The following is a 20,423-nucleotide window of genomic DNA, read 5'->3' on the forward strand; positions in this document are numbered from 1 at the left end:
TTCGCTTATCTGAACCCTTCGGGCAGCATTTCTTAGCCATTTATTCAGCGTTAGCGAGTGATTATTAAGCCCACTTAACTTCACACTCACTGCCTTGCCTAAATGGCTAATAAATTGCTGTAAAAACCATCAGAAAAGATCAACAGGCCCTAGCTTGGCGATTAGGCTAAGTGCTGTAGTACTTTCTCTGCTGCCATCTCTGAAGACGCTGGGTTTTGACCGGTTATCATTAAACCATCTTGAATCGCAAAAGGGTTCCAGTCGGCTACTGCTTGGTAATCTGCACCGCGTGCTTTTAACTCATCTTCTAACAAAAATGGCACCACCTCGGTAAGTTGTACTGCGGCTTCTTCACTGTTGGTAAAGCCGGTTGCTGCTTTACCTTTTACCAGTAATTGGCCATCGGCTTGTTTTACATTTAGTAAGGCCGCGCTGGCATGGCAAACTGCTGCAACTGGTTTGTTTTGCGCAACAAAGTTCTCTAGTAGCGAGATAGATTGTGGGTTGTCGGTAAGATCCCACAATGGACCATGACCACCTGGGTAAAACACCGCATCGTAATCACTAGCATCAAGGTCGGCGAGCTTAAGTGTAGTGGCTAACTGTTGTTTTGCAGCGTCGTCTTGGTCAAAGCGGCGAGTGGCATCGGTTTGAAAATCAGGGAGCTCGCTATTTGGGTCAATGGGTGGTTGGCCGCCATTAGGTGACGCTAAGGTGATGGTTGCTCCAGCATCTAAAAACACATAGTAAGGGGCGGCAAATTCTTCTACCCAAAAACCCGTTTTATGTTCGGTATTGCCCAGTTGGTCGTGAGAAGTTAGAACCATTAGGATTTTCTTAGCTGTGCTCATTGGTGCATTCCTTAAAATTGATGAGTAACTTTGCGATCTCGCAATAGCAATGCACCTAGTGTAGGTGGGTAAGCTCATTCCAACAATGCAGATTAAATAGACATGATTGGTAGAATAATTGATACAATGGGGGTGTTTTAAAAAAGAGATAGAACAATGAGCGTTAGCTTTGAACAGCTAAAAAGTATGGTGGTATTTGCTCAGGTAGTTGAGCAGGGCAGTTTTAGCGCTGCCGCGAAGCATATTGGCATTACCCGCGCGGTGGTTAGTTACCACATCAAAAAGCTGGAACAACAACTAGGGCTTAGTCTATTAAATCGCTCAACCCGAAGTTTGCATTTAACCGAGGCTGGCGAGCAATACTATCAGCGCTGTCATAACATTGCCGAGCAGGCTAAAGCCGCAAATTTACAGATAGAAAACCTCAAGCAAGAGCCGGAAGGTTCACTGAAAATTTCTTGTCCAGTGAACGCAGGCCTACAAACCATTGTGCCAGTGATTAACGAGTTTCGCCGTTTGTATCCCAAGGTGAATGTCGAACTGGTATTAAGCGATGAGGTGGTAAATATTATTCAAGATGGTTTCGACTTAGCCATCCGCGGCGCCGAGCTTAATGACTCTGGTTTGCAAGCCGCCAAGCTAACCACCTTAAGTACCTGCTTATGCGCTGCCCCAGAATACTTAAACAAACATGGTCGGCCGACTAAACCAGCCGATTTAGATGCCCACCAATGGGTTATTTATACCGCGGGCTCAAGTACCTTACAGCTAAGCAAAGGTTCTCGTTCTTTTAGCATAAAAACCAAAGGTGGCATGAGCACCAATAATGCAGCAGTGCGCACTGCCTTTGTTGAAGGGGGCCATGGCTTAGGGCGTGTTCCCTTGTACGACGCCTTGCCAAAAATACAGGCCGGAAAGCTAGAAGTGCTTATGGCTGATTATCAATTACAAGATATTGATGTGTATTGTGTTTTCCCTAAAGGCTCAGCGAGTTCTAAGAAGTTGCGTTTGCTCATCGATTACTTAAAACAGAGCCTAGCCAAGCAAGAATCGCTGCGAGCGCGTTAGTGATTGAGGTTACATCAAGCGTTTAAATAGGGTGGCTACTTAAGCAAGGCTAATGTTTTTTGCTTACGCCATTTCGATGCTTAGTTAAGCCCTTGTTGCTATTTAGTTTGTTGCGTAGGCTGGGGTAAATTTTTAGAGAGTACGCAGCCTTGTTCTTTTTTATCGCCTTAATCGCTACCTTTGCCTATGCCCTACAAGGGGTGCTAATGGCCAAGGTTTATCGCCAATCAGATCTGCTTAGTGCGGTGGCTTACCGCGGTTTAAGCTTGTTAATTAGCATGTCTCCCTTACTGCTATTGGTGCCGCTGCATGCGTATTCTGGTTTTATTCATCATGCTGGTTGGTTACTACTAGCGGCGGGTTTAGCCGCTTTGGCTAACTGGGCAAATGCAATAGCCTTTGTAAGGTTACCCGTTGGCATTGCTAGCGCTTTATCGATGGCATTTACGGCGCTGTTTGTCGGCTTGTTGGGCGAATTACTGTTAGATGAGCGTTTAAGTCCATTGCAATGGTTAATGGCCGGACTAACCTTACTTGCTGTGCTGCTGCTGGGAGCAAGTCAAACTCGTACTAATACTAAGCCCACGGAGAGTGCCGCTCAATACAAGCCGCTTATTGGCATTGTAGCCAGTGCTTGTTATGGCGCTTTAATGTCTTGCGCCTTGATATTGGTGGCTAAAATGTCGCGCGACAGCCACCCATTTCTAGTGGGTTTTAGCTGGGAAGTGATGATTGGCGTGATGGCTATGTTAATGGCGTTCGCACGAGGCAAGCTTAGCGGCCAAGCCGGAATGCAAAAGGTGACAGCCGCACAATTTAAACAGATCCTGATTTTTGCCTCACCTACGGTTATTGGCACTGGCTGCTATGCCTTAGCAATGACCTTAGGCCCCCTAGCGATTGCGGCAGCTGTGTTAAGCACTATGATGGTATTTAGTATGCTACTGGGCTGGTGGCTATTAGCGGAAAAGCCTACGCTCAAACAGTGGGCAATGATTAGCCTAGTTTGCATTAGTGTTATAGGACTAAAACTAGTGGTTTAGGGGAATACATGTTTGAACAAAGCTTAATAATCGCCGCGGCTTTTGGATGCGGTTTAGTGGCTGGTATTTTTGTGGCATTTTCTAATTTTGTAATGCCTGCTTTGGCTAGGCTGAATACTCAGCAAGGTTTGGCGGCCATGCAAAGCATAAACATTACGGTGCTTAACCCTGGTTTCTTAGGCTTGTTTATGGGCACGGCAATCCTGTGTTTAGTGGTGTTTGTTTGGCAGGTGTTTTTTGTCGAGGTAATTAACTTATGGTTGGTGGCCGCAGGCCTTTGTTATTTACTGGGGTGCTTTGCAGTGACTGCGTTTGCCAACGTACCAAGAAATAAAGCGCTGGCGCTAATTTCTGTGAATGATGCGCTAAGCGAAGCACAAAGCTTGCAGTGGCAGCAATATTTAGCGGAGTGGACCTATTGGAATCACTGGCGCAGCCTTGCTTCTGCGCTGGCGATGTTACTGTTTATGTTGGGTTTATAGTAAACCTGCTGTTTGCAAAGCTGCAATTCTATTTGCTGTTCGTGGCAACCATCTGTGTGCTTATCCCATCTAATCTAGCGCTTGTATCCGGTGCTGCAAACATGCTGTTCTCTAGTCTGTAAGGTTTTTTGGGGGCGATAGGCTTTGTTTGCTGTGCAGCCTTGTTTGAAAAATCTACTCCTGCATAATGTTATCTTTCTTGGCTACTTCAATAAGGTTTCATTATGATTAATATCGACTGGCTACAAACCTATTGCACCTTAATTGAAACCGGACATTTTACTCGCACCGCTGAAAAGCTGGCGATGACTCAGCCTGGCGTAAGCCAGCAAATTCGTAAGCTAGAACACTACTACCAGCAAACTCTGTTACAACGAGAAGGCAAAAGCTTCACGCTCACAGAGGCGGGCAATCAAGTGTATTTGCAAGCGCAGCAAACCTTGGCTCAACTTAACCAGCTTGAACTGTCACTTAAACAAGATGATCCTCATGCCGGTTTGTGTCGGATTGCCAGCCCCGGCAGCGTGGGTTTGAAGCTCTATCCAAACCTGTTGGATTTACAAGCAAAATACCCTGATTTGGTGTTTGATTATAAATTTGCCCCCAATGCTAGCATCGAACAAATGCTGGCTGATCGTCAGCTTGATTTAGGTTTTATTACTCGCCCCAGCACCCTAAGTGAGTTGGCTACCCAAGCCTTCGCAGAAGAGGCTTTGGTATTGGTAACACCGGCACGATATAACAATGCTAGTTGGCAAGACTTATTAGATTTAGGTTATGTGGACCACCCCGACGGCGCCCATCATTCACAATTGTTATTGTCAGCCAACTACCCAGAGTTTGAGCAATCGAGCCAATTTAAACTTCGCGGATTCTCTAACCAAATTAGTTTGATTTTAGAGCCGGTTGCAATGGGCTTGGGCTTTACGGTGTTGCCAGCGCACGCAGTGGCCGCTTTTGCCAAACCTGAGCTTATTGCTGCTAGCCATTTAGCTAATCCAGTGAGTGAAACCATTTATTTGGTGCAGCGCCGTTATCATCGTTTGGCTTCGCGCTTTAAGTTGGTCACCGACAATATGCAGCAGTGTTTGGTGCAGAAATAGCCTGATTAAGGCTGGTTAAATTGTGATTAATGTCACATTTGTGTGTCCGTTCACCTAAAGCTTATTAAACTAATTATGTGAGCTTATAAGGTGTTGAAATAAATAATTTAAATTTTTTGTTTGTTTAAATTATTGTCAGTTATTTTTACAATTATCAATTAAAGAGTGTTCGCTTTTTCGCTAAGTGCTTGTAAGTAAAGCTATTGATATAAAGGTATATTTTTTGCATTTACGGGTTCGCTAACAAACTAAAGCAAGGAAAGCGGAAAAATGAAACAAATAAAAAAAATAACGATGTTTGCCATGTTCATCTCAAGCATGGTGTTTTCACAACAATCGGCCGCTACGGTCATCACTCTAGATCCTCTAGAAGACGTGATTGTAAGTAGTGATATTTTTGATTGGGTTTGGGCCTCGCCTTGTTCAGGTGGCTGTAGTCAGCTAGTGGATAATTGGGAATATGCTGGTGGTTTATACGATGATGCTTTAAATGCGGCATTAGGTGTAAGTACTTGGCGTTTTGCTAGCTTGGCAGAGCTTGCCAATATCCCTGCTAGAGATTTATTTATAGATGGGAATAAATGTGCTGCTCAGTATTTTGACAACACCTACAGCCATTGTGATTTTAATGATCCTATGGTGAGTTCTGTTAATGGCGGTAACCAAGATACTCTGTTAGTGCGGGTTAATAACCTTTCTCTGCCAGCGCAGGTTAGTGAGCCAACAACCGTAGCCATTATGTTGCTAGGTTTGGGCGGATTGCTTATGAGACGCCGTACGTCGGCATAATCGCTAGCGTTAATTGTCTATTTTTTGATTTAAGCCCGCTCTAATGCGGGCTTTTTGTTTTTATCATATAAAGCAAATTAGGGGCTGTTGATCTTTGTTGATGGTTTTTTCAACAATACTGCCCGGAGGGTTCGGATAAGCGAACTTTACTCTTTGTTGAGCACTTCTTACTTAGCCCACTGGGTTTCAACGTGCTCGCCGCGATTGAAGTTCGCTTATCCCGAACAAAATTTCAACACCAAAGGTCAACAGACCCTTAGGACTAAAGAGAGAGTTAGCAGGATGCTAAAGCCCGCCCCACTAGCCAAAAAACTAAAAACTGGCGATTTGGTGTTCTTTTCTGGCAAAGGTTTAAGTAGCGACATTATTCGTTACGGCACGTTTAGCAAATGGTCACATGTTGGCATGGTGCTGGAGCTAGAAGCCTATGACTTTGTGACCCTTTGGGAAGCAGTTCCTAATTCAAAAGATACCTGTTTGTATTCCCAACAAGCCAGCAATGGGGTGCAGGTAGTGCCGCTACACCAACGGGTTAAACAACACTTGGGCAGTATTTCAATTCGCCAGTTGTTAGGTGGAACCCTGTCGGATGAGCATTTAAGCAAATTAATGCAATTGCTTGAACAGCTAAAACTACGCCATTATGAACAAGACTTTTGGGAGCTGGCTCGGGCTGGATGGGAAGGCCCATTTGGTGAGAATCAAGAAAACCTCGATTCATTATTTTGCAGTGAATTAGTGGCAGCAGCCTACCAACATATTGGCTTGTTAGATAAGCAAAAGCCCTCCAATGAATACACCCCTGCCAATTTGTCAGAGAGCCAACTAACTTACTTGAATGATGGCTTCTATTTATCCCCCGAAATTGATCTTTTTTGATTCTGATTGTACTTCCTCGATCCTATTGGATTTCGAAATCTACCTGTAAGACGAGCTAACAGGTACTCATTTAGCAGCCTCCTTAGGCAAGATTAAACTTGCGGCCATTATTTGCGGCTATGGAATGCCGCTCTTTTCTAAAGGGCATTTCATTATTAGCAGGTAAAAAAATGAACAAGACAATATTAGCAATAAGCTTGGCGGCTATCTCATCTGGCGTAATGGCAGAGCAAACTGCCGAGGCAAAAGCCGACGTGAACTATGGCGATCCAACTGCCACCTTTAGCTCTTTAGGTATTTCTCGCAGCAACGAACGCACCCAGCTAAACGGCAGCTATGGCTGGGAAGCAGGCAATATGATTTTTGCTGATTTAGGCGCTGCCGACAAAAAAGATCAACAAGGCAAAATCGATTTTGATTATCGCGTTCGTTACTTCAAAGTAAACGATGGCTTGGGTTACTCGGTTGATGTAGTCGGGGATAGAAATACCACTACCGCTTTGGTAGGTGGTATGTACAAATTTGATATCACCAAAAATATCTCACTGTTCCCCATGTTCTATGGCGGCTACATGAAAAGTAAGTTAGATATGCCAATTAAAGACAGTAGCGAAACCTTTAAAGACTCGTCTTTAGTACAAGGTGGTTTGTACGCCATGTATGCCTTCGACGACGGCCATTGGCTTTACGCCAACCCTAAAGCCACTTACGTAAGCCGAGCTAAAGATTTTGTGCCGCAAATTGAAGTGGGTGGTGGATATATGATTAATAGCAATATGTCGGTAGGCCTTAAAGTTGACCACACTGCAGAGAGTAAAATCTCGAAAAAAGACACTGTAGGTTGGCTGCAAGCCAGTGTCTATTTTTAATCTAACTCCAGCTTAAACTCAGTTGCCCTTAGTTCTGCTGAGTTTAAGCCTTACATCTGCATTTATTCGCGAAAACTACTGTGGAAAGAGTGCTTAGCTAAAGACATAGAAATTACCTATTTTCTGTGATTTTATACAGGCAATCTGCGATTCCTACTTTCTACAAGTGATTGCATACTTTCATGCTGATGTTTTTGTTGTTTTTCGAGCTAGGTGGCTGATGTAGCTAAGGAAAAGTGATAACCTTGTTTTTATCAAATGTATGATAAGAGGAAAAATTCCTTGTTTAAACAAGGAATTTTTCCTTTTAATAACCTGTTATGTGTACTCGAGCTATGAGATTCACAGTTTTAGCCTGCATCCTTCTGGCCGGATGTTTTGAATCAAAAATAGACTCCTGTTTAGATCAAGGAGGTAGCTTCAATTACGAAAAATGTGAGTGTGATTTTAAGGTAAGCCATGAGTATAAAGAGGCACATAACTGCGTATAAATATCTTCTAATTATAAGTGTGCTACTTGGGCTTATTGCTGGCTGCTTAATAATGTATGTGGCTTGGCTGCATAACCCCCAGTGTGAAATTCACTGTGAGGATATAATTTACTGGGGCTATTTGCTACTATTGGGCTTGTCAGCATTCACGCCAGTGTTCCTCGCTGTATTTGTTTTAGGGTGGGTGATCAACTATGTCAAAAACACATAACAAGCGCCTCCAGCGGACACGCAAGCTTCCGCGGATTTTTGTCCATTCCGCTGCGCTGCATTCTACACAAATCTGCTCCAGCTTGAGTGCACGCTGAGCCGAGCGTTAGGTATACCGAGTGCAAATCGACTGTAGGAACCACCAATGATGGGATTTTGGAAGGGATTCGTTTCGGCGATGCTGGTTGTGCTCTTCGCATGCTTGTTGTTTTCCGATGGTGAACCTCCCATATTCAAACTCATCTTTAATGGCTTCGAGGAGAGGCCAATTGAGAGTGTATTAGTGGAAACTGGTGGTAGCACCATAGAACTTCACAGGCCTCAGTTTCATCTATACCTCGGGAAAGAACGTCCAATCTTAGAGTTGCTGATGCACCAGCAGGAGGGTGCGCTGAATCTTCGTATAGTTACTCAAAGCGGCGAATCATTTTCGTTAGAGAACATTGAGTTTCGGGTCGGGGAAGCAAACTATATAACGAGGCAGGACCAAAAAATCATAGCTGTGAAGGCGCACTGGCAGTGAGTATACCTAACAAACAAAACCAGGACGCCGCAAAACAACGCGGCTGGACTCCCTCCGCGAGCTCCGGTCGCCCCTGTTTCGGGCGTTATATTTCACGATGAATTTCACTAGTCAGTTCGATACAGCGCGCTACCGGAGACTCAAAAGGCGGGCACTCTTGTTAGCCTTTGCCCTTTTAGGTTTAGGCATTTCTTATTACCTGATTAGTAGTGATTTTTATGTGGCAGCGGTGCCTATTATCGGCGGGATCTTTCTGGCAGAATGGTTTCGCATATTCGAGCGTGCTGCTCTCGCGGAGCATCAGAGTTTCACGTTGTCGGTTAGCTCTGATGGGCTGAAGTACTGCAACAGCAAAACGGGATATGACATAACGCGGCCCCTTTCTGCTGTTAAACATGTCAGGGCGTCAATGTTCTTGGCTGTTCCGGTAGTAACAGTCGACTTCATCAACAACGAACGGTTGCGTTTTATCTGTTACACAAACAGCGATGAACTGGCAACTCGTCTAAGTCCATCTGATGCAAGCGAAATATAACAAGCCGCACAACAAAATCGCCCACAAAACGCGTGGGCTCGGACTCGCTACCGCTCGCCTGTTTGCGGAACGTTAAATTTAAAGGAAGATGAAGTACTTACCAAAATACGTGAAAATCGAAGTAGTTATACTTGGTGTTATAATTCCTGCAATGATTGCCAGTTACACCTTGTATCTTTTGCTTCAATCTAAAGCTTTCTTTTGGGGTAGAAGTTCAGCTATTTACTATCAAGGTAGCGATGCTGTCTTTGTTTCGCTTCTTTGGTTTGGGTTATCCCTGTTATTGTTTGGGCACTTTCTCGCTCGGCCTTTGCGCCTAACGTCATTAGCCCGATACAAATTACTTATGTTGGTACCAGTAATGCTTTTTGCTACGGGTTTAGTATCCGCGATAGTACTGGTATAAAAATTTAACAAGTTCCGGCAACATCAAGGCCCGCTTAAAAACCATGCTAACGCCCGCCGTTGCGAAAAACGTTAGTTTACCAAGCCTGTCTTTAGTTATCTGTGGGGTCTATATTGCATGAAATAAAATTTTCTAATTTAGAAAAGCACTCCAAAAAGCTTCTATATTCGAATGTTATGTTTATTGCTGCGCTTATGTTCTCTTACAATCTGTGGGGGCGGTATATAGTCGATGACTTATCCCGGTGGATTGTTGGTTTTTTTACTGTTGTTTCCATTATTTTGTTTGTAGTTTTTTTTGAGCTTGACTGCCATATCTACAAGAAAACTACCGGGTTAAGAAATACTAAAGGTGTGATACTTAAAGCTTGGCTATCTATGATAAGCATCGGCATATCCGTATTGCTTTGTAGTAGCGTTTTAATAATATACTGGCTGTTGAATTTCTATCTTTCTTCGGAGGTCTTTGACATCTTAGAGCTGGCAGAAGATGAGTGTGGTTATGCCGGTGGTGTTTTCTATGAGGGCAGCTTTCATAAAGCACCTTGTTATGAGTTAGAGGACGGTCAAGATATATACTTGGTTAATGGTAGGCTTGGCGGCTTGGTGTTTAAATTCAGGTAAACTAACAAACCAATCAAGTACGCTCCCGTTGATCGCCGGACTCGCTCCGCTCGCCGCTGAGTTGGGCGTTGTTTTTCGATTAAACCATTTACTCACCCCCAACAAAAAGCCCTCAATAATTAGGGCTTTTTGCAATACCTTTTCTGCGTAGCTTTTAGAAAAAGTAGGCCATGTTTACTTGTACAAAGCTGTCTTTGCTAAAGGCGTAGGTTGGGTCGGCAAGGTCATCGGCGTCGATGTACCAAAGATCGAGTTCGCCTTTCCAGTTTTCGCCAAAGCGGCGGCTGGCTTCTAGGGTTACTACGTTGGTGTTGTAGTCGAGGTCTATCGCGCCACCTAATAAAAACTCGGTACTTTGCGCATCGTTTAATACTAAGCGAGCGCCTAGGTAGAGATCGTTTTGAAAGGTAGAGGTGGCCTCTTTGCCGTCACTATTCCAGTTGTATTCGGTGAGTAAACCTAAATCGGCAATGCTGTCGAATAATCCCACTAAGGTATATTCGTAACCACCTACGGCAGCGGTGTAACTGTTGCTGCTGGTATTGCGATATAGGCCTTCAAACTTCCATAACCAATCGCCAATGGTGGCTTGTAAATCTACGCCAAGTTGGTCCATTTGCTCATAGTAAGGGGTAAGTTTGGTGCCATCGGCGCTAGCAATTAGCAGTGGGTCGCGATTAGTGCCACGAAAGTAGGCGGTGCCTACGTCCCAGTCGCCAAAGGTTTGTGCCCAGCGCAGGGCTAGATCTACATGTTTGTCTTTAGCGCCCGATTCATACTGGGCATTATCTTGGTCTACCGGTAATGGCGGGCGGAAGCGGCCATCTACGCCGGCAAAGGTTCTCTCTCTAAAGCCAGGTAAAATGAATACATCCCAAATGCCTGAGTCTTGATAGGTATTAAAGTGCAGCATGGGTTGGCCAAGCTTTTCGTCGCCATCGGGCGATTCGATAAAGTCGGTTTGGTTGATCACATCTACCAAGTGCTGGGTTTCGGTTACGCCCCAAAACACTTTGGCTATGCCAATTTCTAGCTCGTATTCGTCGGCTAGGTGTAGCCATTTAAGCTCGCGAATGTCGGCGTGAGTGCGCTCGCTATCCATGGAGTCGGCCCGTGCAAAGGGCGTAAAGGTGATGCTGTCGATGCCATCGTTCCACTCCCAGTACAGCTCGGGCTCGGCACTTATCGAGCCTTGATGCTGCTGATCTTGACCAGGGAAAGCACCTTGCTCGAAAAAGCCGCGATATTGCCCTGCCACATTGCCGCGCAGCTCCATGGCTGCGCTGTTTATGCTTAATAAGGCTAGGCTTAGCGCTGTTGCCAGCACAGAGTTAGTCGCTCTCATTAGCGGGCTCGCTTAAGCTTGCTTTTATTGAAGTCTGATTCTTTTACGCCAGTTTTAAACTGATAATTATTCCAGAACATTTCGGTTTTTTTATCGGTTTGGTGGTTCACCATCAACATTTTTGACGGGCGCCAATGTTTGTCGGCATACACTTGGTAATCACTCATGGTGAGGGTTTTAAGTAGCTGCCCTTTGCGGTCGTAAAACTCTACTTTGTGCACGCGGTAGGCTTCTTTGTCCATCCAGGTAATTTGCTTGGTATAACCTGAGTATTTATCTACCGGAACGTTTTCGATGACATAGCTGTCGAAGCCGGCAATGGTTTCGTCGCGCAGGTAGGTGTAGGTGTATTTTTCTACTTCAAATGAGCTTAGATCTTCAAAGGCAAACTCACTGCCCATGTAAGGGCCCGATTTGTTGCGAGAACCAATGCGTTTTACCCGTTTTAAGGCAGGTAGGTATAACCATTGCTCGTCTGGCTCTAGGGCGTGAGAAAAGCTTAAAAAGGCAGTGCCTTTTACGTCGGCTGGGTGGTCAAACACACTTAAGGCTTTGTCGCCATCGCCTTCTACTTCTAAAGATTGAATGCGAATAGAGCGGGTGCTTTTATCGCCTTGCGCGTTGTACAGCACCATTTCTGTGTCGGCTTTCGAATCAACCCAACCTAGATCAAAGGCTTTGCGCTCTTGAGCGATGCGTAAGCCTTTTTCTTCTGCGGTTTCTGCTAATGCTTGTTGGCTAAACAACAGGCTAATACAGATAACTGCGGCACGATTAAGCCACATACTAAGCGGTTTTTTGTTGAAGTGCTGCTGCATTTTCTGCTCCCTTTGCACGGTCAAAACTAATCAAGAGTAATGGTAGTAGTAAGAAATCGATGATTAAGGCTACGGCAATAATAATAGAAGTAAGTAGCCCCATATTGGCGTTAATAGTAAAGGTTGAACCAATTAATACTGAGAAGCCAACCACCAATACCGCGGTGGTAATAGCCAGTGCTTTGCCTACGGTGACAAAGGCGTAGCGCACTGCGTCTTCGGCAGATTTCCCTTGCTTGCGGGCATATTGGTACTTGGTAAGGAAGTGCACGGTGTCGTCGACCACAATGCCTAAGGTAACGCTAATAACAATCGACAAACCAAGGTTTATGTTGCCATCAATTAGCGCCCAAATACCAAAGCCAATGCCTGCTGGTACTAGGTTAGGTAGCAAGCTAATAAAGGTTAGCCGCAGTGAACGTAGCGAAATACCAATTAACACCGAGATAAGCACCAATGCCCAAAATGCACCTTTTAGGGCTTGCGGCATATTGCGCTCACCAATGTGGGCAAACATTAGGTTAGGGCTGGCGGCGATTACTCGATACTCGGGCGCATTTTGTTGCCACCAATCTAAGGAGCGTTGCTCTAGCGCTATCATGCCGATAGAGCCCATATTCTTGGTGGTAATGGTTAAGCGTGTTGCCGATTTATCTACATTGATTTGGTTATTTAAATCTAGGCCGTAGGGCAAGCTCATTTCGTACATTAATAAATACTGAGCCGAGAGTTCGCGCTCTTCGGGCACTAGGTAATAGCTTGGGTCGTCGCCATGCATGTTTTTGTTTAAACGGCGCATAATGTCGGAGATGCTATTTACGTTGTCGATCTCTGGCTGCTGGCGTAACCAAGCGCTAAAGTCCGCCACTTTTTGCATGTAGTGAGGTTGGTTAATGCCGCTACTTTCACCGCTTCTTATTTCATAAGAAATGGTGGTAATCCCGGATATATTTTCCTCCATAAAGTCTGTGGATTGACGAAAGTCCACCTGCTTGCTGAAGTACTCCGTAGCTACGTCGTTAAGTTGGTTGCGTGGGATCATGGCCAAGAAGCCAATAATCATAACTACCGTAATTGGCATTAACCATTTACGAGAATTAATCACAAAGTTTGCTAAGCGGTCGTAGTTTGAACGGCTGCTAATGCTCGGCGTTTGTTTAATTGGCAGAATGTTAAGCAGGGCAGGCAAAATGGTAAGAGCATACACATAAGCCAACATTACCCCAACCGCGACAATGGTGCCTAAGGCTTGAAACGGCGGCGAATCAGAGAAGTTAAGGGTTAAGAAACCAATCGCAGTGGTGGCACTAGTAAGGAAAATTGCGCGGTTATTGATTTTTAAACTAAAGGCAAGGGCTTCTTTTTTAGATTTACCTTGGCGCATCTCGTAAAGCATTGAGGCGATAACGTGCACACAATCGGCCACGGCTAAGGTCATTACCATGGTGGGCACATTTACCGTTACGGTATTGAGTGCAAAACCCATCCAGCCGGCCATGCCCATGGTGCTGGCAATAGTCACAACAATGACCACTAAGGTCGCTAGCATGCCTAATACCGAGCGCAGTAAAATGGCTAGCATCACCAAAATGAGCAAGAACATTAGCGGCACTAAAGTGGACATGTCTTTCTGGCTTTGTTCGATGAAGCTGTTGTTCATCATGATCATGCCAGAGAGCAAGATTTTGTGGTCTGGGTAGGCTTGTTGATACTTGGCTTGAAGCTCACGCACAAATTGCGAGGTTTTAGGTACTTCCGACTGCATATCGTCTTCAGAGATGGTTATGGTGGCGGCGATTACAGCCACACGGCCATCTAAGCTGATTAAGCGGTTTTCTAGCAGTTGTTCACTTAAGCTAACCTGCTCAATTTTAGACACTTTTTCAGCATCTAGCATATCTAGCTCTAGCAATAAGTCTTCTACCCAAAGGTCATCTTCTACGGCTTCGGTATGTTGAAAGTTGGTGATGGAGTCGACCCGAGTAGAGTTGGGAATAAGCCAAGAGTCGTCGGTAAGCTCTTTAATGAGTGTGAGAGATTGCGGGTTGAATACATCGCCTTCATTAGGGGAGATTACAAAGGTGACCGAATCGGTTTTATTAAACACCTTTTGCATGCTTTCAAATTCTTGCAGCTGAGGGTTGTCCTCACCAAAGAAAATGCGGTAATCGCCTACAAAGGTAAGAAAGCGTCCGCCAGAGCTCATTGCTACAACGGCTAACATTAATAACATGAGTGTTAGCCAAGGTCTGGCAATCACTTGATTAAAAAATTTCTTTTCCATGGCCCTGTCCTTTACCAATTGCACCATTCAATTGGTTAGAGTGAATTATGACGATTTGTCTAAAATTGACGAATCGTCACTTCCTTTGCTTAAAAAACCGCAGTAATCGGCGGCTTATTTTGAATCTAAATGCGTGCGTTTATTATTCCACTTAACAACAGTAGAACAACTTGGCACTTTTTCTTGTTTCGCTGACAAAAACTTTGTGAGCTAATTGCCTGCTTGCGTAAAGCGCTTAGTACAGTGTTTCGTTTTTCTCTAGTATTGCCAGTTCGTCAGCGTAAAGCTCTTGGCCTATTCGCTGCCAAGTTGCTAGGTAGTCTTGCTGTTGTGACAGCGGTTGCCAATTTAGCCCGTCGCACAATAAGTTAATGTTATAAAGCAGGGCGTATTGGCTGTCGAAACCAGCAGAGCAAAACTTGCTGGATTTATTTACCACTGCGCTGCTTAGTGCATTGGTGCCAAAGGCCATCGACCAAGCGGCAAATGTAGCGGCATTGGCATCTACATTTTGGTTGGCCGGTATTTCACCTAAAGCAACAGCTTCTTCAATCAACTTAACCGCAATACCGACAATTTTGTTTTCGTGTTCACTAACACTTGCACTGCGAATACTCGAGGTTTTCTCCATGATGTTAGGTGTTTTCATACTTAACACTACCATCGACAGAGTGGGGTAAAGACGATTAAACAAACGGTAGCCATAGGCCATTGCAATCATCTTTTCTCGAGTGCTACCAGCAAAATCATTAATCCGCTGGTATAGCTCTATTTGTAAGCGCATAGAGCGGCAGCACAAGGCACACAATACGTCTTCTTTACAGGCAAAGTGGTTATACACGGTGCCTTTTGAATACTGCGAACGTTGGGTGATTTTATCCATCGTAAGGCCAGCAAAGCCGGTTTCAGCCATCAGCTCCAATGCTATATCTAGCAGCAGCTCTTCGCGGTTGGCAATTTCTTGGGCTTTTCTGGTTTTGGTATTCATTTTTTCTCGTTATTGACACTTCGTCACAATGTGACGATTCGTCAAGTTATACGCCTTGATAATTAATTGTTCAAGTTTTATTTATGTTTGATGTTTTGCTTTTGGTGCTTAATTTAGTTTAAGCGCCTGTTTGTTTAGCCAATAACGACTTGCAAAATTGCCACAAAAACCTGAACAGCTGATCAAAGTGTAAGTAAATACTGAGCTTAAGGGCAAGTTGTAACACTAAGTTAGTTGAGCAATAGCTAAAAATGTTGGACTTTTAGGTATAAACCTTACTTGTATATTGCTTATACAATCTAGATGAGTGAAAAGTTTTTGCGATGTGTCAATTTAATGTGGTTATTGTCTGTGATTATGGTGTTTCATCCTATAAGGTTACGCCTTCGCCAATTATATAGCTTCACCAAAGGACCATAAGAAGCATGAAACAACAATCAAACAACAGCATATTACAGTTTATTACCCAAGGCAGTTTAGTGCTGCAGATCCTTATCGGTATTATCGCCGGTAGCATTTTGGCCGTTTTAGCACCTAGCGCGGCTACCTCTATTGGCATGTTAGGTAGCCTTTTTGTTGGCGCTTTAAAAGCCGTAGCGCCGATATTGGTTTTTGTGTTGGTGGCGGCCTCGGTAGCTAGCCATAAACGTGGCCAAAATACTCAGCTTCGCCCGATTATCTATTTATATTTATTTGGTACTTTTGCCGCGTCGTTAACGGCGGTAGCCATGAGCTTTATGTTCCCTACCGAGTTAGTGCTAGTGAGCACCGAAACCTCGGCTAATCCTCCGCAAGGCATTGGCGAGGTATTACACACCTTACTATTTAAGATTGTCGATAACCCAATTAGCGCCATTATGAATGGCAACTACATTGGCATTTTAGCGTGGGCAATTGGTTTAGGTATTGCTATGCATAGCGCATCGGACACCACCAAAACCTTGTTTAATGACGTGGCTGCAGGTGTATCAAGCATTGTGCGTTTTGTTATTCGCTTAGCGCCAATTGGTATTTTTGGCTTGGTGGCAAACACCATTGCGCAAACGGGCTTCTCGGTATTGCTAGGCTACAGCCAGCTATTGTTGGTACTCATTGGCTCTATGTTATTGATTGCCTTGGTGATGAACCCGCTGTTAGTGTTCTACAAAATTCGTCGCAACCCTTACCCATTAGTATTTAAGTGTTTACGTGAAAGTGGCGTAACCGCCTTCTTCACCCGTAGCTCTGCTGCGAACATTCCAGTAAACATGGACTTAGCCCAGCGCTTAAAGCTAGATGAAGATACTTACTCGGTGTCTATCCCACTAGGTGCCACCATTAACATGGCCGGTGCGGCAATTACCATTACCGTGTTATCGCTAGCGGCAGTGCATACCTTGGGTATTCAAGTAGATTTTGCTACTGCCTTGTTGCTGAGCGTAGTAGCAGCGGTGTCTGCTTGTGGAGCGTCTGGTGTTGCTGGTGGGTCGCTATTGCTTATTCCATTAGCGTGTAGCTTGTTTGGTGTATCTAACGACGTGGCCATGCAAGTGGTTGCTGTAGGCTTTATTATCGGGGTATTGCAAGACTCTGCCGAAACCGCGCTAAACAGCTCTACCGATGTATTGTTTACGGCTGCTTGTTGTAAGGCTGCTGAAGAAAAAGCTTAACAAGCTCTCTAAACTGACGTGAAAAAGGATGGCTTAGGCCATCCTTTTTATTGTTACTCGTAATCTGCATTGATGGCACTAGTTAAGGTTTGTTGCATTGAATTGATATGTCCTCTAATTGACCTGCTAGATTTGGTTTTGAAGAACTTCTGTCTTTCTCTTTTGTTTTGGTTGCAGATGCGATGATGCCGTCATTTTTGGGGATTTGCCTAATAAAATACGCTATCAATCATTAGCGAACTGTTCTTTTTAGCATCGAGTCATTATTATGTCTTACTTATCAATATGCATAAGGAAGCGCAGTGATTGATTTGCTTAGATCCTCTCGTTTAATTCTCACACTATTTGTTTTTTGGTTGCCGCACTCATTGGCTTTGGCTAATCAAGCTAACTATTGGCAAATTGGCGCGGTTCCAGATTGGGTTCAAAGTGCGGTTAATTCGCCAAAAGTGGGTAATGGCGTGGAGTCCATAGAGTATTTGTTGTCTGATACTCAAGTAAACTTAAATTTATCTGAAGCTCAGCGCTATAACCATTATCGTTATCAAGTTAATGATGCCGCAGGTGTTGAAGATAATTCGGACATAAATATTACCTTTAGCCCTGATTATCAAACAGTGGTAATACATAATGTTGAGGTTATTCGGCAGGGAGAGCCTAGATCGCGATTATTTGAAGAAGATGTGCGGCTAGTTGATATTGAACCGGAGAAAAGTAACAAGATTTATTCTGGGCATAAACAGCTACAACTTTGGTTAAAAGATGTGAGAGCCGGTGATGTGGTTGATTATAGTTATAGTGTTGTCGGTACAAATCCAGTGTTCGATGATTACTATAGCGCTTTCTTTAAACTGGGTTGGGGCATTGAGGTAAAACAAGTCAATGTTAGTGTAATTGCTTCGAATAAGCGCCGGTTAAAGCATCAGTTGATAAAAACGGATACACAGGTAAAGGTTGATAAGCGAGCAACTGACACTCGATATTCTTTAACATTAGTTGATATTCCCGCTTATTATTCTGATGGCGATGAGCCGTCTTGGGAGTTTTCCCAGCCATATTGGTTGGTGAGTAATTTTGAAGATTGGGCGGAGGTAAACAATTGGGCTTTGGGTTTATTCGAATACTCTGCAAAAAATTCAACAGCACTAAATCATTGGCTAGACTATTTAAAAAGCTTACCCACTAAAGCTGCCATTGAGCAAGCCATTGGCTTTGTACAACAAGACATTCGCTATTTAGGTGTTGAGATTGGAGAAAACTCTCACCGACCACATACCCCTGCAGAAGTATTTGATAACCGTTACGGTGATTGCAAGGACAAATCGCTATTACTAGTCACTGCGCTTAAGTCTTTGGGGATAAACGCAGATCCTGTTTTAGTTTCCACCTATAACCGCCAGACAATTCGAGATTTTATTCCTGCTTACAATTTATTTAATCATGCTATCGTTCGTTTTGATTTTGAAGGGAAAGAGTACTGGGTTGATCCGACGAAAAACTATCAAGCGAGGGGCTTAAACTATATTGTGCAGTCTTCTTTAGGCGACGCTTTAGTCGTGGCTAAAGGAAACACCAATTTGTCAGAAGTGCCTGACTACTTGGCTATAGATAATCGGATTATATTTGAACATACTTATAAAGCAGCCGACTACCAATCACCGGTAGAGCTATTGATTAAAGCTACTTATACCGGGACTCAAGCCGATAGAATGCGCTACCGAGTTGCCAGCAAGAGTGCTAAACGTATGTCGAAAGAGTACTTGGAGTACTATCAACGGTTGTATCCAAAGCTTAGCCGTTTACAAGCGATCCAAGTAGAGGATGACGTTAACACTAATCAGCTTACTATTTATGAATCTTACTTAGTGCCTGAGTTTTGGACGATCGAGAATGGAGAAGCCGTCTTTGAGCTCTATTCTGATTTAGTTGATGATTATCTTTATATCCCAGAAAAAGTTAATCGTCTGCAGTCTCTTGCTTTGGGCTCGCCTATTTCCGTTTATCAGGTCTCTAAGCTGGTTCTACCTCAAGATGTTGATTTTTCTAGTTTAAAAAGCCATAGATCAGAGGAGAATGAATATATAAAGCTGAGCTCAAGCTTTGATTATAAGAATAGGACTATTTCATTTGACCATGCTTACAGTAATAAAGCTCGTTCTGTACCGCCGCAAGATACAGAGCAGTACATTGAATTTATACGAGAAGCGCGCAAACGCTTAAGTATTAGGTATAGCGTAACCAACGTAACAGAAGAAGACACTTATGATTCTGTGGCTAAGCTAGTCAACTACTTATTATCTTTGAAGCAGGCTAATGCTAAGGAGCTGAATTAGTGAAAATTTTTGTTACTTTGATTGTTTGCTTGCTGCTAAATGCTTGTGCAGTCACCGAGGTAGATAGTCAGCAGAACGCTTTGTCGGCTCATAATAAGTCGGCCAATGTGCATAATTACGATAGCGAACGGTTTTACATCCAATTTGTAGATGCTCTCAATCAAAATACTGAGCAGGCTCTTCGCTCAAAAATCAATCTTGACGTCAGTGCCGATTATCTTGACGCAGAGCTTGGTTTAGACTCGGTATCTAAAAGTGATATGAAAAAATCTCTTGAAAGACTAAATGAACGCTTTATCTACGTGTTAAGCGAGCAAGCTAATTTGCAATGGAGTTACGTTGGCGGTGAACTTAACCAGCATGATAAAAAAATCAGTTATTATCGAGCGACAGAAGGAGATTACTTTGCTTATTACACGTTAACCTGGCGTCACAATAAGCTCGTTGATATCGAAAGTACTCTGCTTACCATGGGGGTTAGCTCGATGTTTTCTATGGCAGCTCAATTAGTCGCCGCCAACACCTCTACAGAAGTAGAGAAACGTTTAAATAGTTTTGTTAAGTTGGCTATAAATGGGGATACAGAGCGAGTCCCTTTAGCTTACCAACGCCTTTCTAAGGAATTCCAACAAAGTAATTTGGTATTAGGTGTTTTAACGACTTATTTAGCCGAGCAAGAATTCGCCGAGTTACCATTGGCGTTTTCGGAATTCATGCAGTCAGAAATACCAATTCACCCTCGATTTTATGGTTACTATACTGACACTGGTAATTATCAAGCAGCCATAGATTGTCTCAAGCAGCTTCCTACCGCGGTTTTCGAAGACCCAAGAATTCAGGCTGAAATTGCTTCTATTCACTTTTTAGATGGTCAAGCGGATATCGCGAAAACAGTGCTACGCAATGGCATTTTAAACCACCCTTACGATGTGTATAGTTACTTTTGGTTATTGGATTTCGCGTTGAAAACAAAAGATTTTGAAGAAAGTGAGTTATTGCTAAACGTGCTTAGAGACCGCTTCTTTGTTGAGTACTCTCGTCAGGACTTGGTTGAAGTTGAGGGCGGGGATGGCTTTGTTAATTCTCGCTTTTACACTCGCTATCAAACTTACCTAAAGAACGCCGCTTGATATA

At 43.8% G+C, this 20,423-nt stretch carries 18 protein-coding genes; 13 read left to right on the plus strand and 5 right to left on the minus strand.

Annotation, left to right across the window (positions count from 1 at the left end; genetic code table 11):
* Positions 1–161 precede the first annotated feature (161 nt).
* Positions 162–851 (minus strand): type 1 glutamine amidotransferase domain-containing protein, encoded by a 690-nt coding sequence (locus K5L93_RS14995; RefSeq protein ID WP_220720557.1) that lies wholly within the window; start codon positions 849–851, stop codon positions 162–164.
* A 156-nt stretch (positions 852–1,007) separates the two neighbouring features.
* Here K5L93_RS14995 and K5L93_RS15000 point away from each other — a divergent pair, with 156 nt between their 5' ends.
* From K5L93_RS15000 to K5L93_RS15045, 10 genes are all read left to right on the plus strand, one after another.
* On the plus strand, positions 1,008–1,919 hold the full coding sequence (locus K5L93_RS15000) for a LysR family transcriptional regulator (protein ID WP_220720558.1): 912 nt from the start codon (positions 1,008–1,010) through the stop codon (positions 1,917–1,919).
* A 149-nt stretch (positions 1,920–2,068) separates the two neighbouring features.
* Positions 2,069–2,962 carry an EamA family transporter gene (locus K5L93_RS15005; RefSeq protein ID WP_220720559.1) on the plus strand — a complete coding sequence of 298 codons (894 nt, stop codon included), beginning with the start codon at positions 2,069–2,071 and terminating at the stop codon, positions 2,960–2,962.
* An 8-nt stretch (positions 2,963–2,970) separates the two neighbouring features.
* Positions 2,971–3,444: an anthrone oxygenase family protein gene (locus tag K5L93_RS15010; protein ID WP_220720560.1), complete on the plus strand. Its 474-nt coding sequence runs from the start codon at positions 2,971–2,973 to the stop codon at positions 3,442–3,444.
* Between the two features lie 224 nt (positions 3,445–3,668).
* Positions 3,669–4,547, plus strand: coding sequence for a LysR family transcriptional regulator (locus K5L93_RS15015; RefSeq protein WP_220720561.1), 879 nt, complete (start codon positions 3,669–3,671; stop codon positions 4,545–4,547).
* A 270-nt stretch (positions 4,548–4,817) separates the two neighbouring features.
* A complete protein-coding gene (locus K5L93_RS15020) occupies positions 4,818–5,336 on the plus strand; it encodes a PEP-CTERM sorting domain-containing protein (RefSeq protein WP_220720562.1) in 519 nt (172 codons plus the stop codon).
* Between the two features lie 282 nt (positions 5,337–5,618).
* Positions 5,619–6,215: a YiiX/YebB-like N1pC/P60 family cysteine hydrolase gene (locus K5L93_RS15025; protein WP_220720563.1), complete on the plus strand. Its 597-nt coding sequence runs from the start codon at positions 5,619–5,621 to the stop codon at positions 6,213–6,215.
* Positions 6,216–6,385: 170 nt separating this feature from the next.
* The gene (locus tag K5L93_RS15030; protein ID WP_246615062.1) at positions 6,386–7,084 is read left to right on the plus strand and encodes a hypothetical protein; all 699 of its coding nucleotides are present in this window, start codon (positions 6,386–6,388) and stop codon (positions 7,082–7,084) included.
* 846 nt (positions 7,085–7,930) lie between these two features.
* Positions 7,931–8,308, plus strand: a complete 378-nt coding sequence (locus K5L93_RS15035) for a hypothetical protein (RefSeq protein ID WP_220720564.1) — start codon at positions 7,931–7,933, stop codon at positions 8,306–8,308.
* A gap of 157 nt (positions 8,309–8,465) precedes the next feature.
* Positions 8,466–8,843 carry a hypothetical protein gene (locus K5L93_RS15040; RefSeq protein WP_220720565.1) on the plus strand — a complete coding sequence of 126 codons (378 nt, stop codon included), beginning with the start codon at positions 8,466–8,468 and terminating at the stop codon, positions 8,841–8,843.
* 582 nt (positions 8,844–9,425) lie between these two features.
* A complete protein-coding gene (locus K5L93_RS15045; protein WP_220720566.1) occupies positions 9,426–9,872 on the plus strand; it encodes a hypothetical protein in 447 nt (148 codons plus the stop codon).
* Positions 9,873–10,026: 154 nt separating this feature from the next.
* Here the strand turns inward: K5L93_RS15045 and K5L93_RS15050 are convergent, their stop codons facing one another.
* The 4 genes from K5L93_RS15050 to K5L93_RS15065 form a co-directional block, all read right to left on the minus strand.
* The gene (locus K5L93_RS15050) at positions 10,027–11,217 is read right to left on the minus strand and encodes a hypothetical protein (RefSeq protein ID WP_246615063.1); all 1,191 of its coding nucleotides are present in this window, start codon (positions 11,215–11,217) and stop codon (positions 10,027–10,029) included.
* The gene (locus K5L93_RS15055; protein WP_220720567.1) at positions 11,217–12,035 is read right to left on the minus strand and encodes an outer membrane lipoprotein-sorting protein; all 819 of its coding nucleotides are present in this window, start codon (positions 12,033–12,035) and stop codon (positions 11,217–11,219) included. Before K5L93_RS15055 ends, K5L93_RS15050 begins: the two co-directional genes overlap by 1 nt.
* Positions 12,004–14,319: an efflux RND transporter permease subunit gene (locus tag K5L93_RS15060; RefSeq protein WP_220720568.1), complete on the minus strand. Its 2,316-nt coding sequence runs from the start codon at positions 14,317–14,319 to the stop codon at positions 12,004–12,006. The genes K5L93_RS15055 and K5L93_RS15060 overlap by 32 nt, the downstream gene beginning before the upstream one ends.
* A 235-nt stretch (positions 14,320–14,554) precedes the next feature.
* Positions 14,555–15,307 carry a TetR/AcrR family transcriptional regulator gene (locus K5L93_RS15065; RefSeq protein ID WP_220720569.1) on the minus strand — a complete coding sequence of 251 codons (753 nt, stop codon included), beginning with the start codon at positions 15,305–15,307 and terminating at the stop codon, positions 14,555–14,557.
* A 425-nt stretch (positions 15,308–15,732) separates the two neighbouring features.
* On the opposite strand from K5L93_RS15065, the gene sstT reads away from it, so the two are divergent.
* The 3 genes from sstT to K5L93_RS15080 all read left to right on the plus strand — a co-directional run bounded on the left by sstT (position 15,733) and on the right by K5L93_RS15080 (position 20,419).
* A complete protein-coding gene (gene sstT / locus K5L93_RS15070; RefSeq protein ID WP_220720570.1) occupies positions 15,733–16,956 on the plus strand; it encodes a serine/threonine transporter SstT in 1,224 nt (407 codons plus the stop codon).
* A gap of 302 nt (positions 16,957–17,258) precedes the next feature.
* Positions 17,259–19,289, plus strand: coding sequence for a DUF3857 domain-containing transglutaminase family protein (locus K5L93_RS15075; protein WP_220720571.1), 2,031 nt, complete (start codon positions 17,259–17,261; stop codon positions 19,287–19,289).
* The gene (locus tag K5L93_RS15080; protein WP_220720572.1) at positions 19,289–20,419 is read left to right on the plus strand and encodes a tetratricopeptide repeat protein; all 1,131 of its coding nucleotides are present in this window, start codon (positions 19,289–19,291) and stop codon (positions 20,417–20,419) included. The genes K5L93_RS15075 and K5L93_RS15080 overlap by 1 nt, the downstream gene beginning before the upstream one ends.
* The last annotated feature ends 4 nt before the right edge of the window (positions 20,420–20,423 follow it).

The organism is Agarivorans litoreus, from assembly GCF_019649015.1.
In the GTDB taxonomy this organism is placed as follows: domain Bacteria; phylum Pseudomonadota; class Gammaproteobacteria; order Enterobacterales; family Celerinatantimonadaceae; genus Agarivorans; species Agarivorans litoreus.

Excerpts from the sequence above, each read along its gene's own strand:
- K5L93_RS14995 (WP_220720557.1), bottom strand. The coding sequence starts at position 851 with ATGAGCACAGCTAAGAAAATCCTAATGGTTCTAACTTCTCACGACCAA.
- K5L93_RS15000 (WP_220720558.1), top strand. The coding sequence starts at position 1,008 with ATGAGCGTTAGCTTTGAACAGCTAAAAAGTATGGTGGTATTTGCTCAG.
- K5L93_RS15010 (WP_220720560.1), top strand. The coding sequence starts at position 2,971 with ATGTTTGAACAAAGCTTAATAATCGCCGCGGCTTTTGGATGCGGTTTA.
- K5L93_RS15015 (WP_220720561.1), top strand. The coding sequence starts at position 3,669 with ATGATTAATATCGACTGGCTACAAACCTATTGCACCTTAATTGAAACC.
- K5L93_RS15020 (WP_220720562.1), top strand. The coding sequence starts at position 4,818 with ATGAAACAAATAAAAAAAATAACGATGTTTGCCATGTTCATCTCAAGC.
- K5L93_RS15025 (WP_220720563.1), top strand. The coding sequence starts at position 5,619 with ATGCTAAAGCCCGCCCCACTAGCCAAAAAACTAAAAACTGGCGATTTG.
- K5L93_RS15030 (WP_246615062.1), top strand. The coding sequence starts at position 6,386 with ATGAACAAGACAATATTAGCAATAAGCTTGGCGGCTATCTCATCTGGC.
- K5L93_RS15035 (WP_220720564.1), top strand. The coding sequence starts at position 7,931 with ATGATGGGATTTTGGAAGGGATTCGTTTCGGCGATGCTGGTTGTGCTC.
- K5L93_RS15045 (WP_220720566.1), top strand. The coding sequence starts at position 9,426 with ATGTTTATTGCTGCGCTTATGTTCTCTTACAATCTGTGGGGGCGGTAT.
- K5L93_RS15050 (WP_246615063.1), bottom strand. The coding sequence starts at position 11,217 with ATGAGAGCGACTAACTCTGTGCTGGCAACAGCGCTAAGCCTAGCCTTA.
- K5L93_RS15055 (WP_220720567.1), bottom strand. The coding sequence starts at position 12,035 with ATGCAGCAGCACTTCAACAAAAAACCGCTTAGTATGTGGCTTAATCGT.
- K5L93_RS15060 (WP_220720568.1), bottom strand. The coding sequence starts at position 14,319 with ATGGAAAAGAAATTTTTTAATCAAGTGATTGCCAGACCTTGGCTAACA.
- K5L93_RS15065 (WP_220720569.1), bottom strand. The coding sequence starts at position 15,307 with ATGAATACCAAAACCAGAAAAGCCCAAGAAATTGCCAACCGCGAAGAG.
- sstT (WP_220720570.1), top strand. The coding sequence starts at position 15,733 with ATGAAACAACAATCAAACAACAGCATATTACAGTTTATTACCCAAGGC.